General features: G+C 42.9%; 14 protein-coding genes. 9 read left to right on the top strand and 5 right to left on the bottom strand.

All coding sequences use genetic code 11. The features are described from left to right. The first annotated feature begins 131 nt into the window (after positions 1–131). The 7 genes from DSOL_RS10330 (at position 132) to DSOL_RS10300 (ending at position 5,584) form a co-directional block, all read left to right on the top strand. Entirely contained in the window at positions 132–1,433 is a 1,302-nt protein-coding gene (locus DSOL_RS10330; RefSeq protein ID WP_427854388.1) for an amino acid permease, read from the top strand. Between the two features lie 158 nt (positions 1,434–1,591). Then, positions 1,592–2,278, top strand: coding sequence for a response regulator transcription factor (locus DSOL_RS10325; RefSeq protein WP_075364780.1), 687 nt, complete (start codon positions 1,592–1,594; stop codon positions 2,276–2,278). Beyond that, the gene (locus tag DSOL_RS10320; RefSeq protein WP_075364779.1) at positions 2,275–3,690 is read left to right on the top strand and encodes a sensor histidine kinase; all 1,416 of its coding nucleotides are present in this window, start codon (positions 2,275–2,277) and stop codon (positions 3,688–3,690) included. The genes DSOL_RS10325 and DSOL_RS10320 overlap by 4 nt, the downstream gene beginning before the upstream one ends. Positions 3,691–3,803: 113 nt before the next feature. Beyond that, positions 3,804–4,133, top strand: a complete 330-nt coding sequence (locus tag DSOL_RS10315) for a hypothetical protein (RefSeq protein WP_075364778.1) — start codon at positions 3,804–3,806, stop codon at positions 4,131–4,133. A gap of 12 nt (positions 4,134–4,145) precedes the next feature. Continuing rightward, the gene (locus tag DSOL_RS10310; protein WP_075364777.1) at positions 4,146–4,655 is read left to right on the top strand and encodes a hypothetical protein; all 510 of its coding nucleotides are present in this window, start codon (positions 4,146–4,148) and stop codon (positions 4,653–4,655) included. A gap of 20 nt (positions 4,656–4,675) precedes the next feature. Then, a complete protein-coding gene (locus tag DSOL_RS10305; protein WP_075364776.1) occupies positions 4,676–4,960 on the top strand; it encodes a hypothetical protein in 285 nt (94 codons plus the stop codon). Positions 4,961–4,978: 18 nt separating this feature from the next. Then, positions 4,979–5,584 (top strand): hypothetical protein, encoded by a 606-nt coding sequence (locus DSOL_RS10300; protein ID WP_075364775.1) that lies wholly within the window; start codon positions 4,979–4,981, stop codon positions 5,582–5,584. A gap of 150 nt (positions 5,585–5,734) precedes the next feature. Here DSOL_RS10300 and DSOL_RS10295 read toward each other — a convergent pair whose 3' ends face one another. From DSOL_RS10295 to DSOL_RS10285, 3 genes are read right to left on the bottom strand one after another with little or no spacing between them, the layout of a single operon-like run. Further along, a complete protein-coding gene (locus DSOL_RS10295; protein ID WP_075364774.1) occupies positions 5,735–6,724 on the bottom strand; it encodes a M42 family metallopeptidase in 990 nt (329 codons plus the stop codon). Further along, on the bottom strand, positions 6,724–7,767 hold the full coding sequence (locus tag DSOL_RS10290) for a M42 family metallopeptidase (RefSeq protein ID WP_075364773.1): 1,044 nt from the start codon (positions 7,765–7,767) through the stop codon (positions 6,724–6,726). Before DSOL_RS10290 ends, DSOL_RS10295 begins: the two co-directional genes overlap by 1 nt. Next, on the bottom strand, positions 7,758–8,822 hold the full coding sequence (locus DSOL_RS10285; RefSeq protein ID WP_075364772.1) for a M42 family metallopeptidase: 1,065 nt from the start codon (positions 8,820–8,822) through the stop codon (positions 7,758–7,760). Before DSOL_RS10285 ends, DSOL_RS10290 begins: the two co-directional genes overlap by 10 nt. A 507-nt stretch (positions 8,823–9,329) precedes the next feature. On the opposite strand from DSOL_RS10285, the gene DSOL_RS10280 reads away from it, so the two are divergent. After that, positions 9,330–9,731: a DUF4405 domain-containing protein gene (locus tag DSOL_RS10280; protein WP_075364771.1), complete on the top strand. Its 402-nt coding sequence runs from the start codon at positions 9,330–9,332 to the stop codon at positions 9,729–9,731. Positions 9,732–9,823: 92 nt separating this feature from the next. Further along, positions 9,824–11,086 (top strand): DUF438 domain-containing protein, encoded by a 1,263-nt coding sequence (locus DSOL_RS10275; RefSeq protein WP_075364770.1) that lies wholly within the window; start codon positions 9,824–9,826, stop codon positions 11,084–11,086. 53 nt (positions 11,087–11,139) lie between these two features. Here DSOL_RS10275 and DSOL_RS10270 read toward each other — a convergent pair whose 3' ends face one another. Together DSOL_RS10270 and DSOL_RS27220 are read right to left on the bottom strand one after the other, a co-directional pair. Further along, entirely contained in the window at positions 11,140–12,006 is an 867-nt protein-coding gene (locus tag DSOL_RS10270; RefSeq protein WP_075364769.1) for a uroporphyrinogen decarboxylase family protein, read from the bottom strand. A gap of 222 nt (positions 12,007–12,228) precedes the next feature. Continuing rightward, complete coding sequence (locus DSOL_RS27220; RefSeq protein ID WP_139314434.1) at positions 12,229–12,507, bottom strand: putative manganese transporter; 279 nt, start codon at positions 12,505–12,507, stop codon at positions 12,229–12,231.

Genomic DNA, 12,507 nt, shown 5'->3' with positions numbered 1-12,507 from the left:
TGAATAATTAAAAGAGATCTAAGTCAGAATTGAATTCCGCAGAAGAAAAAAACAGAAGGAGAAAATTATTGAAGACAGACAAAGAAAGGCCGGATGAATTACAGCGCTCACTAAAAAACCGGCATATCCAAATGATTGCTTTGGGTGGAGCCATCGGAACAGGGTTATTCTATGGGTCAGGAACCACGATTAAATTAGTTGGACCAGGAATCAGTTTATCGTATATTATCGGAGGAATTGCCATCTTCTTTATCATGCGGGCTCTTGGGGAAATGTCCGTTGATGAACCAGTTTCAGGTTCCTTTAGCCACTACGCTTATCGTTATTGGGGAGATTTTGCAGGCTTTTTTTCAGGTTGGAACTACTGGTTTTGTTATGTTGTCGTGAGTATGGCTGAACTTTCTGCGGTAGGAGTATACATAAACTATTGGTTTCCGACTGTTCCAACGTGGCTTTCAGCCTTAGTGTTTTTAATTATTATTACGTTAGTTAACTTGATTAATGTTAAAGCCTTCGGTGAATTGGAATTTTGGTTTTCCCTAATTAAAGTCGTGGCCATTATCGCGATGATTTTGTTTGGGCTTTTAATTATTTTCTTTGGGCTCGGAAATAACGGCCAGCCAATCGGACTAAGTAACTTATGGGCTCACGGAGGGTATTTACCAAACGGACTATGGGGGTTACTGTTATCCCTTGTGATCGTCATGTTTTCCTTCGGAGGGGTTGAACTCATTGGAATCACTGCCGGAGAGGCGGATAATCCAACTAAAACGATTCCTAAAGCGATCAACCAAGTCGTATGGAGGATACTCCTTTTTTATGTTGGGGCTTTATTGGTTTTGACCATTATTTATCCCTGGAACTTAGTCGGGACGACAGGCAGCCCCTTTGTAGAGATTTTTTCTAAAATCGGGATTCCAGCTGCTGCAGGGATTCTTAATGTGGTTGTTTTAACCGCAGCTCTTTCAACCTATAATAGCGGTTTGTACAGTAATGGCCGGATGCTTCATAGCCTGGCACTTCATGGAAGCGCGCCAAAAATCTTTGCCCGTCTAAGTAAAGCGGGAACACCGGTAACTGGTATTTTGTTCTCTTCTGCCTTTACCTTAATCGCGGTCGTCCTCAACTTTCTTGTCCCTGGGAAAGTATTCTTGTATATCATCTCCGTAGCGACGATCGCGGCCATTTTTAACTGGATCATGATCATAATTACCCACTTGAAATTCAGGCGGAGGAAGCAAGAAATAGGCGAAGCGGGAACTCTAACGTTCAAGCTTCCACTCTACCCCGTTTCGAACTATGTGACGTTAGCATTCTTAGTAATGGTTATCGCTTTGATGGCGTATATACCCGATATGGCTTATTCTCTTTATATCGGACCTATTTGGCTTTTGATTATATTCATTGGGTATAAATTACGCGGTACGTCATAAAAGTATAAATCAAGCCTGTGGTAGGCCTTATGTAAGGGAAACGCTGAGACGTAAATTGTCTCAGCGTTTCCTGCTTTTCTATTGAGAGACTTTTTATGTTTCTTTTTTTGTGTTCAATAGGGTAAGATATACATACATCGACGCGGAGGTGAAATGCATTGAAGGACAAAACCATTTTGGTAGTTGATGATGATAAAAATATCTGTGAACTTCTGGATCTTTATCTTTCTATCGCCGGATTTTCGCTTCTATTTTGCTATGATGGTAGTACGGCACTTAACTTGCTAAAAGATCAAAAAATAGATCTTATCTTGCTTGACATCATGTTGCCTATCATTAATGGGTGGGAAGTGTGCAAGATTGTTAGACGTACAAGCTCAATACCCATCATTATGCTGACAGCACGGGATATGCTGGAAGATAAAATCCAAGGTTTTGACATAGGGGCAGATGACTATATCGTTAAGCCCTTTGAGCCTAAAGAAGTGATAGCCCGGATAAAAGCCCGATTGAAGGCGAACCAGACAAAATCCATTGGAGAAGATGGCCTACTTAAGGCAGAAGATCTTATAGTGGACATATCCAAATATGAAGTATGGCAGGGAGACAGCGTAATAGACTTAAAGCCTAAAGAGGTCCAACTCCTTTACTTTCTGCTGAACAACAAGAATATTGTTTTTTCTAGAGAGCAGCTACTGGATATGGTTTGGAACTATGATTTTATGGTGGATACTCGTACGGTAGATGTACATATTAAACGATTAAGAGAAAAGTTAGGCGATCACAGTACATCCTGGAGCATAAAAACACTCCGGGGTGTCGGCTACAAACTTGAGGTAAGATGATGTTTAAAAGTATCTTTGTAAAACTTCTTGTAACTTATCTGGCAATTATTATATCCGTAATTGCAGTTCTATCACTTTTTATCAGCATGGCTTATAGTTGGTATGTTTTTGATCAAAAGCAGCAGGAACTGGAGAAAACCGGGTATTATGTAAATGAGCTGGTTAACAAGCTGGAAAGAAAAGAGATATCTCAAACGGAACTTAATTCGTCGCTTGATTCAATGGGGTATATTTCTGATTCGTCGATCTATGCTATAAGAATCGATAAAAAAGCACTTGAAAACCCTAAAAGTATACAACTTGGTGAAAATCTTGAAGAAAGCTATTTGTTCAGTGATTTACAAAAGATCTTGAACGGAGAGAATGTTTTCCGGAAAAAGCAATATTCACAGAAGTTTGATATGTATGTAGTTTTTTCTGGCATCCCATGGAAAACAAATTCCGGTATTTCTGGAGCAATTCTTCTATTTTCACCGATTAGCCAGATTAGTAGCAACATAACCAAACTAAACCTTGTTATATGGATTATGGCCTTAGTACTTATAATATTAAGTGCTATAGTAATCTATTTTAATTCTCTGAGGATATCTAAGCCCATCAAACAAATGGAAATTGCCGCTGGCAAGTTGGCTTCAGGTGAGCGCTCTGACGACCTAGTTGTTGTTAATAGTGCAGACGAGATCGGAAAACTCGCTAAATCTTTCAACTATATGAAACAACAGTTGGTCGGCATTGAAAAAATGCGCAGTGAGTTCATCGCTAATGTTTCCCACGATATGAGAACTCCTTTAACGTCCATCAATGGTTTTGTTAGCGGAATGCTGGACGGTATTGTTAAACCCGAGGACTACAACAAGTATCTGACCATCATCAAAGATGAAACGCTACGACTGACCAAGCTGACCAATGATATTCTTCATCTAGCCAAAATTCAGTCGGGCAGCATAAGGCTATTCCGAGAGAATCTCATTGTTAAGACTATACTTGATTCTGTAATAAGCAGTACCAGAGCTCTTGTGGAAAAAAAATCCATTGAATTAGCTCTTGAGTGTGATAACACAATCACGGTATATGCCGACAGCGACAAACTAAAGCAAATATTGATCAATATCATCGATAATGCGGTTAAATATACCAGATATGGCGGGGAAATAGGCATTAATGTTAGTTTACGATATAAGCCGTCCGTAACAGAATTTAGGATTAGAGATACAGGGATAGGAATTCCTGCCGAAGAGCTTCCATTGATATTCGAGAAATTTTACCGGGTGGATAAGTCCCGATCGTCACCAGGTGGTACAGGCCTTGGGCTTAACATTACAAGAAGTCTAATTGAGCTTCATGGAGGAAAAATATGGGTTATTAGCGAATTGGGAGCAGGTACTGAGATAATTTTCGAACTCCCCCAATAATGTTTACATTCAGTTCACAATAAAGGTATTTTTGTTTTACAGATGGCTCTTATAATCAAATCATGGTCATTGGAGATGAGCTTGCTGGAAAACAAAATGAAAGGAGGATCGAATTGCGGAAGATAATTGTTCTTACAGCAATTATTATTTTAGCCCTGGTACTTACGGGATGCGGAAATGGAAATATAGCATCGAAATCTAATCAACCAAGCACAAATACTACCCAGCAAGCCGGTAATGCTACCAATCAGCAATTGAATACTAATGATTCGTCTACAAAGGCCGGAGGTGCCGCAATCGTTGCCAAATCGGAAAATATTATGTCCAGCAGTGATAAAGAAGAACTACTAAACCAAGTTAACAAGGAATTAGATTCACTATTCAGCAACATAAATAACCTTGAAGATGCCCAAGATGCCGACCTTGATCTGAATCAAAAGTAAGGAGCAGATAATATGAAAAAAATCGTTTCCGCAATTTTATTATCCGCAATATTACTTACTGGAAATATTGCATTCGCTCAGGGATCGACACTTGCTAATGCCAAAAGTAAGATCACACAGGCCACCGCTGATTATAGAGCAAAACTTGCAGAAATAGCCCCTTTACAGGAAAAGGTGCGCACGAATCGCACCGAACTCCTGCGCCTGAAAAAGGAAGCAAACGATGCCTATAACAAGGCCAAGAGCCACATAAAGGGACTTCTCAAAAACAAGGATAACTTGACTCCTGCACAGATTAAATCACTGAAGGAATCATTAGACATTATCATACAAGATAAACAATCCCTGGCCGGTACCATAGGTGGAATTCAAAAGGAAACACTTGATTTAAGAACTGCCAAGATGGAAAAGAACTTTGACGGAGTCAAAAATTCTTTGAACAGTATTATAGCCGTGCAGAATACAAGGCTTGAAGACCTCCAAAGAATAATTAGTGACATAAATAAAGCAGCTACCTTATAAACGGAAATTAAGAGGGGGTTATGAGCATCAAGCGAATAATTGTTGCGGGAATGACCGTTTTACTCGCAGTTGTACTTGCGGGATGTGGAACCAAAAGTAATGTTTCCAAGTCAAGCCAAACTGTAAATTCGTCGGTGGCTCAGTCCTCAAATCAACAAAGTGCCTCACAGCAACAAGCCCAAGTTCAAAGTATTAACACTAAAACCGCTCAAGGTCAGGCTGAAGTTGACCAGAAGATTGATCAGCATCTTCAATCTTTGGACAAAGCGTTAGATTCTCTCGACAAAAGCTTAGGAAATCTTTAATTAGCAGGAGGGTATACCATGAAAAAATTATTAGCTGTGGCTACAACCTTAACTTTACTCTTAACGTTTGCAATTCCTGTACTTGCTGATGATAACACGTCAACTACAAATACAAACCCAGCACCGGCCAGCCAATCTTCCCCTACAGACAAGGCAACGAAAGCCAAGGAACGACTTCAAAATGAAGTTACCAAGCTCCAGAATCAAGAACAGTTCCAGCAATATATGGGGCCTGTTCGCGATCTGCAAAAACACGAAGTACAGATCCGCGAGCAGATCCATACCACAAGAGACCAGGTTCGGCAACAGCTCAAATCTGACAGACAGGCAAAAAACTACACCGCTCTTTCGGCAGCTCTTAGTGATATGATTCCTATGCAAGATGACATCGCAGGTGTGGAGACTATTACCAAGACATGTCTAACTGATTGGCAGCAATACCATAGTGATCGCCAAACTAAAAACGTCCAAGGAATCCAAGCTGATTTACAGAAACTCCAAGGTGACATTCAAACCAAAATTCCCGCTATGCAAAAAGTGTTAGCAGACCTTCAGAAAGTTAGTCAAGATCTAAACACACCCGCACCTGCAGCTACCCCTGCAACCACCCCTTCAACAACTTAATCCACCACTATTGTTCCAGCCTCAACTCTAGGCACAATAACAACAATTTCCTAGTAATTCCCAAATACCCCCGCAACACTTAGACATGCTGCGGGGGTATTTCAGTCTTGTTTTCCCCTAATTTTCATGGGGGTTTGTTTCGGTTTGGTTTTATAGTTCGGTAGTGCTCTCTAAAAGTGCCACTAGTAGTTCCACGGCTGCTTCTACGTCATGTTTGTCAAGCATTTCGGCGGGACTGTGGACGTAACGTGTGGGAATCGAAAGGACCCCTGAGGGTACTCCTCCCCGGGACAAATGAATCGCTCCGGAATCCGTTCCCCCATACTCTAGAATCTCCCACTGGAAGGGAATCTGACGATCCGTGGCCACATCCGCCATCCAACGTTTGATTTGTGGTGAGGTTACCATGGAGTGGTCGAGTACCTTAATTCCAACCCCTTTTCCTAACTCTACAGACATAGGGTGTGCTTTGGGAGTATCTCCGGTAGAGGTGACATCCACGGCAATGGCCAAGTCTGGTTCGAGAGCATAGGCAGCAGTTTGGGCGCCACGGGTCCCGATTTCCTCTTGGGCGGTAAAGACAAACGCTAATTCGTGAGTGGACTTAGTCTGCTTGAGAGCTTCAATCGCTACAAAACACCCTACTCGGTCATCAAGAGCCTTGGAGATAATTCGAGTTTCGGATTCTGCGAAATTCCCGACGAACACTGCCGTTTCCCCTATATGGACATACTGCTCGGCGTCTTCTCGCGACGAGACTCCAATATCAAGATAGAGTTTGTCAAGTTTAAAATCTTTAGGGCTATCTAACGATTCTACCCCGATTGTTCCGATCCTTCCTTGGGCAAACTGGACTCTTTGTCCAATCAGGTTTTGGATGCGCACTCCACCGAGGGGAGTGAAGCGTAGAAATCCTTCTTTATTAATATGGGTGATCATTAAACCAATTTCGTCCATATGAGCAGCGATCATAATTCGTTTACCCGTCCCATGACGTTGGACAATAAGGTTTCCTAAGGTATCGATCGTTAGTTTGTCACAGTAAGGACGCACTTGGGTCGAGATAAATTCCACGACCCGCTCTTCAGAACCCGACGGGCCAAATAACTGGGTTAACTGTCCTAACAGCTCAAAATCCATTACAAGTCCTCCTTAGCCATCGGGCTAATTCTAAGTTTGCGCGGGAGATCAGCTAAAAGTTCTTCTACTAGCTTGAAGCACGCGGTATAGTCGTGTTCGGAAATAACCGAGACGAAGGAATGGATGTAGCGACAAGGGACGCTTAAAACAATGGTTGGGATGCCTGCTTTGCTGATATGAATTGAGCCTGCGTCATTACCACCACTTGTTCCGCGCCGAAACTGGAGTGGAATTCCCTTTTCACGGGCTAAGTTCACAACCCACTGGACCAGCTTTGGGGAGTAGAGGGTTGTTCTGTCCATCAATGAGCAAGCTGGCCCTTTGCCTAATTCTGTAACCCACCCATCTTCTTCACGATCGGATACATCAGCTGCCACGGTTCCCTCGAGAACAATCGCAAAATCAGGGTCAACGTGGTAAGCTGCGACCTTGGCGCCACGGAGCCCGACCTCCTCTTGGACTGTAAACGCCGCAACTAAGGGGAAAGCATAGTCCTTCTTGAGAAGTTCAACTAAGAGGGCACACCCTACTCGGTCATCAAACGCTTTTCCTTTATATAGATTCTCTCCGAAAGGCTCGCATTTCGTCATAAAATAAGCGTAATCCCCCAGCTTGACCTTGCCAGCAGCGTCTTCTTTTGATTTGGCCCCGATATCAATATAAAGTTTGTCAAAGGGTAAAGCTCTTTTCCGTTCGGACGATTTTTGCAGATGAATGGCTTTGGCCCCAATCACTCCGACGAGGGTATCATTAATTTGTACGGGCTTGGAGACGAGGATTCGAGCGTCAATCCCTCCAACAGGCTGGAATTTGAGGTACCCGTCGCTGGTAATCTCTGTGATCATCAGCGCCACTTCATCCATATGAGCGGCAAGCATAATTTTAGGACCGGGCAGATGAGCATTTTTTGTCGCAATTAAATTGCCCATTTTATCAACGACGATCGTATCCACGAAAGGTTCAAGTTGTTGACGCAAGAAATCCCGGACGGAGCCTTCAGCCCCTGATGTGCCATTTAATTCGCTCAGAGTCTTTAATAACATAGAAATCCCTCCAAATCGTCCGGCAAGGAGGAGATGAAATGAGCAAGTAGTTTGCCAGAGTTGAGCACGTCTTGCAAGTCCAGAGTTTCAACTGACGTGTGCATATAACGCAGGGGGATAGAGAGAAGCCCGGTGGGAATACCTGCTTGGGATACTTGTATTGCCCAGGCATCCGTTCCCGAGGCTCCAGGAATCGGTTCAAGTTGGATCGGTAAACGGTGTTCTTGGGCAGTTTCTGAGAAATGACGGTAGATAGCGGGATGAATGTTGGGTCCAAGAGCAACCGCTGGGCCTTTGCCAAAATCAAGAGTTGTTTGTCCCTTAGAATCCGGAGTACTAGCATGGGTAACATCAATCGCTACGGCTAGGTCAGGGTTTAGCGTATAAGCACTGGTAAACGCTCCCCGAATTCCGACTTCTTCTTGTGTTGTAGCCACCGCAATGACATCGTGGCTATGTTTTAGATGGGAGAGCTCTTCGAGGCAGATCATCATGACAACCACTCCAGCTCGGTCATCCAAGGATTTTCCGGCTATTACGTTGTTGAGCAGGGGATAGGTATCTCGTTGCAATGTGATGATATCCCCAATCTGAATGACCTCTTTTAGTTTCTCGAAGGAAAGTCCAACATCAATGGTCATATCCTCCATTTTAACGGCTATGTCCAAGTCGCCGTTCTGTATTAGATGAGGAGGCAAGGAACCGATAATGCCTGGGATTGTCCGGCGGCCATGAACGAGCACTTCTTGGGATAAGAGGGTTCTTGGGTCTACTCCCCCAATGGAGGTGAAACTCAGGAAACCACGAGGATCGATTTTATTCACAATAAGTCCGATTTCGTCCATATGAGCCGCTAACATCAGTTTGGTGCGTTGGCCGCTGCCTTTTTTTAGGCCATAAACATTTCCAAACGTATCGCAATGCACCTCATCGGTTATCGTTTTAAATCGTTCCATTACTAAAGAAGCAATTGAAGACTCATGTCCGGAAACGCCAGAGCTAGTGGATAAAAGACCTAAGAATTCACTGGCGCTTTGCATTTGCGCGTTCATCAAACCGTTCACCTTCTCTCGAAAAATGTTTCAGGACTCGAAATTTAATACTTCGCGTTGTCATATAAATACTCCTTCTAGTTCTGGAAAATACTTTAGAGTGTTTTCTTGAGCCCTAATTTATTTAGGTTCGCACAAAAGGACTTGGACTGGTTGATAGGTAGGGGTTATAGTGTGGAACAGATAAAAAGAATTATAATTATTGCCGTTTGTAGGTACATAAATTTTCCGTCTCGCGTCAGGTTCTTTCAAATAGTTTCCTCTCCAATTTCATAGAGGTTGGCATTTTTAGCATTCTTGCCGACACATAAAAAATCTCGGGTACATTTTAATTGTCCCGAGATCTTTTTATTATCATTGGTCCACGTAGTCTATTTTTCAGCATACTCTCAGCCTATATTCAGGATCAACTCAGTTCATCGGGTTATACTCAATTGAGTAAGGCAATGGGCAATAAAAAATCTCAGATGAGTTATTAGCTCAAATCAATTATTTAGGAGGAACAATAACGTGATCTCAAAGGCTGAAAAAAATTACTACCTTAATATTCCCTTGACCATCGTAGGATTTGCTTGTGTGATTAGTGGTTTCTTAATTGGAGACAAATCAATGTCCTTTGGAGGGATTAACCTAAAGAGCCTTCATATTTGGACCGGGTACATTATGACTGGTCTAATTGGGTTACACCTACTAATGCACGTAAAATGGATCAAAAACATAACTATAGGTATTTTCAAAAACAGACTCAAGGTTATCTCACTAGTTACCACGGTTCTTGTTTCATTGGGTATCTGCTATGCTTCTGGCATATTAGGTCTAAAAGGTAATGAGCAAGGACATTTCGCAAGGGGCCAAAATCAAAGCACGAATCAATTTAATCAGGATCAACTAAATTCCAATAACACCCAATAACACCCGAACGCGAGTTATTCGATATGTATGATAAACTTCTTATTGTACATCCTTTAATGATAAAGAAGAATTTTTATTAAAGGAGACCAATTATGAGCGAACTTATTGACAACCATAAACAACGCAGAGAAACTCTTAAACAAATTATTCGCGATATTCACCAAAATGTTAATCCACATGAACTCAAAATGCGATTTCGAGAGCTTTTATCAGATGTCGGAGCTACGGAAATTGCAGCCCTTGAACAAGAGTTAATCCAAGAAGGATTACCTGCAACAGAAGTCAAGAGTCTCTGCGATGTTCATGTTTCAGTCTTCAAAGATAGTTTGGACAACCAACCAAAGTCTCAGGAGCAAGGGGGACATCCAATTCATACGTTTCGCAAAGAAAATAAAGCGATCGAACGTGTAGTCCAAGCGATCCGCCCGCTTCTAGAACAAATCCAAAACATGCATCCCGACGTAAACTTAGAAGATAAGCTCAAGGTCTGGAAATCCTTGCATCAACAGTTGCTGGAAATCGAGAAACACTATAGTCGTAAGGAAAATATCCTCTTTGCATATTTGGAAAAGCATGGAGTAAGCGGCCCTCCGAAAGTCATGTGGGCCATTCAAGATGAGATACGGGCTCAACTTAAACAAGTTTCTCAAGCACTTTTGCACACAAAAGTCGACCTATTATATTTGACAGAACTCATCCAAAAGACAGCGCTTCCTGTTCTTAAGGCTATTGAGGATCTTATCTACAAAGAGGAAAACATCATGTTTCCCATGAGTATGGAGACTTTGACTGAGGGAGAATGGGCTGCTATGGCCGAGCAGAGCGGAGAAATTGGCTTTACTTTAATTGAACCTGACTTTGGTTGGATTCCTTCCGTACCACCCGAACTACCTGTCGATCCTGAATCATTTCCAGCAACTACTGATCGAGGAAAAGATAGCTTTCAGGGGCTCCTGCCTTTTCAAACTGGTGCCCTGACACTTGAGCAGATTAGTCTAATTTTTAACCATCTGCCCGTTGATATCACCTTTGTCGATGAAAAAGATAACGTGCGTTATTTTTCCTACGGTAAAGAACGTATTTTCCAACGGAGCAAGGCTATTATCGGACGCAATGTCAAGGATTGTCATCCTCCGGATAGCGTTCATATTGTTACCAAAATCGTTGGTGATTTTAAAAGTGGCAAACGAAATTCTGCTGAGTTCTGGATTCATATGAACGGTAAGTTCGTCTTTATTCAATATTTTGCCCTCCATGATCTAGACGGGACTTATCGAGGAACAATTGAGGTAACTCAAGATATCCAAGAAATGCAAAACCTTAAAGGGGATAAACGCATTTATTCTGAGGAATAGACTCCTTTTTCATTCCGCAGACAAAGAGAACAAACACAATGGCGAGTACTTCTTTACTTGATTAATTCGATCCCACAAAGGATAGAGTTAACCATCCTGTTTAAGCTCCCTTTAATACATCTATGGCCTATCACAATGGTATCGGTCGCCTTGTCAAGCTGCCACAACAAGGCCTGTCCATAAATCGAAGCTCCGTCTGTTTCGATAGGATAAGACCTAGCCATCTCGATTTTTTCAAGTGCCGTTGAGGTTTTACCGCAGAGATGGAGAAGCACTTTCCCACCGGCTTCTTTTATCCCCTTAATAATTCGCCAGCTTGAGGGGCCGCTATATTCCCGATAAACTTTGGGTCCTATGATGCCCATGGCTCCAACCGGGTCTCCGTAGGAAATAATTGAGGCACCTCTATTCACACCTTCAAGGCTATAACGGATGATACTCTCTTCAACAACAGCCAGAATTTCTTGGAATCGCTGGGGGTTCTTGCGCAGGCCTTTATAAAAATTCATGGGGTCAATAAGGGACGATAGGATCGTGAAGGGGCCCTCGACACTTAGAGCTACTTTCTCACCAGCTTCAACCAAAATTTCCACAGCATCTAGGACTTCCTTAATGCGACCTCTAGTCAAATCCAAACCCTGGAGATTGGACATTTCTTCAAGTGACGCAAAACGGTAACTCTCTACCCTGGGTCCGGCTAAGGCGTTGCCCAGCTTGATGTGTGCCCCGTAAGCTTCCGCTTCTACCGTCACGCAGAAAGGCACCCTAGTTAAGACATCGCCTCGGTGTTTCCTGAGTTCCCCGGCAAGGGTCGCCATGCTATTTTTATCGGAATGAGCTCCCGGGAAGGAGATGCCTGTTTTTTTAATCACCTCTTCCGGAATCTGCTCCAGATCGTCTCCCGTACATATAAAGTCCACTCGTCATTCCCCCTATATTCGAAGTTCGAGGTTCGCTTTTCATACTTCGTACTTCGCACTTCGATGATGGCGCACAGACCCTATACTAGTCAGAAAGTATAAGGTTCGGGTGGGTCCCTTCTCGCCATCCTTGGCTACAGGGACACTCGGCCATCCTTGGCCAGCGCATTAGTGCAACTAGGCGACCGCCTTCGCTAAGGTTTGGCGCTAGCCAAGTTTTCTTTATCCGATAGTAAAATGAAATATCTCACCGACTAAGATACTGATGGCCTGTAAGAGCAAGATAAGCAACAGGGTTTTCTTCAAGGGAAGTTCCCTGAAGAGAACTAGGATACCAAAGCCCGTATTAGCCAGTAATCCAGCAATCATGGATCCGAAACCCAAGGCCCCTTTGAGAAAACCCTCGGCAATGAGCACGGAAGAAAAACAGCTTGGAATCATGCCGATCAAAGAAGCCAGTACTGGCTGAAGAAAGGCATTACGGCCAAGAAGAGCGTAGAT

The sequence above is a fragment of the Desulfosporosinus metallidurans genome, from assembly GCF_001936615.1.
Classification (GTDB): Bacteria; Bacillota; Desulfitobacteriia; order Desulfitobacteriales; family Desulfitobacteriaceae; genus Desulfosporosinus; species Desulfosporosinus metallidurans.
The sequence above is the reverse complement of the archived record's forward strand: the minus strand, read 5'-3'. Positions and strand labels throughout refer to the sequence as shown.

Excerpts from the sequence above, each read along its gene's own strand:
- DSOL_RS10330 (WP_427854388.1), top strand. The coding sequence starts at position 132 with ATGATTGCTTTGGGTGGAGCCATCGGAACAGGGTTATTCTATGGGTCA.
- DSOL_RS10320 (WP_075364779.1), top strand. The coding sequence starts at position 2,275 with ATGATGTTTAAAAGTATCTTTGTAAAACTTCTTGTAACTTATCTGGCA.
- DSOL_RS10310 (WP_075364777.1), top strand. The coding sequence starts at position 4,146 with ATGAAAAAAATCGTTTCCGCAATTTTATTATCCGCAATATTACTTACT.
- DSOL_RS10305 (WP_075364776.1), top strand. The coding sequence starts at position 4,676 with ATGAGCATCAAGCGAATAATTGTTGCGGGAATGACCGTTTTACTCGCA.
- DSOL_RS10300 (WP_075364775.1), top strand. The coding sequence starts at position 4,979 with ATGAAAAAATTATTAGCTGTGGCTACAACCTTAACTTTACTCTTAACG.
- DSOL_RS10295 (WP_075364774.1), bottom strand. The coding sequence starts at position 6,724 with ATGGATTTTGAGCTGTTAGGACAGTTAACCCAGTTATTTGGCCCGTCG.
- DSOL_RS10290 (WP_075364773.1), bottom strand. The coding sequence starts at position 7,767 with ATGTTATTAAAGACTCTGAGCGAATTAAATGGCACATCAGGGGCTGAA.
- DSOL_RS10275 (WP_075364770.1), top strand. The coding sequence starts at position 9,824 with ATGAGCGAACTTATTGACAACCATAAACAACGCAGAGAAACTCTTAAA.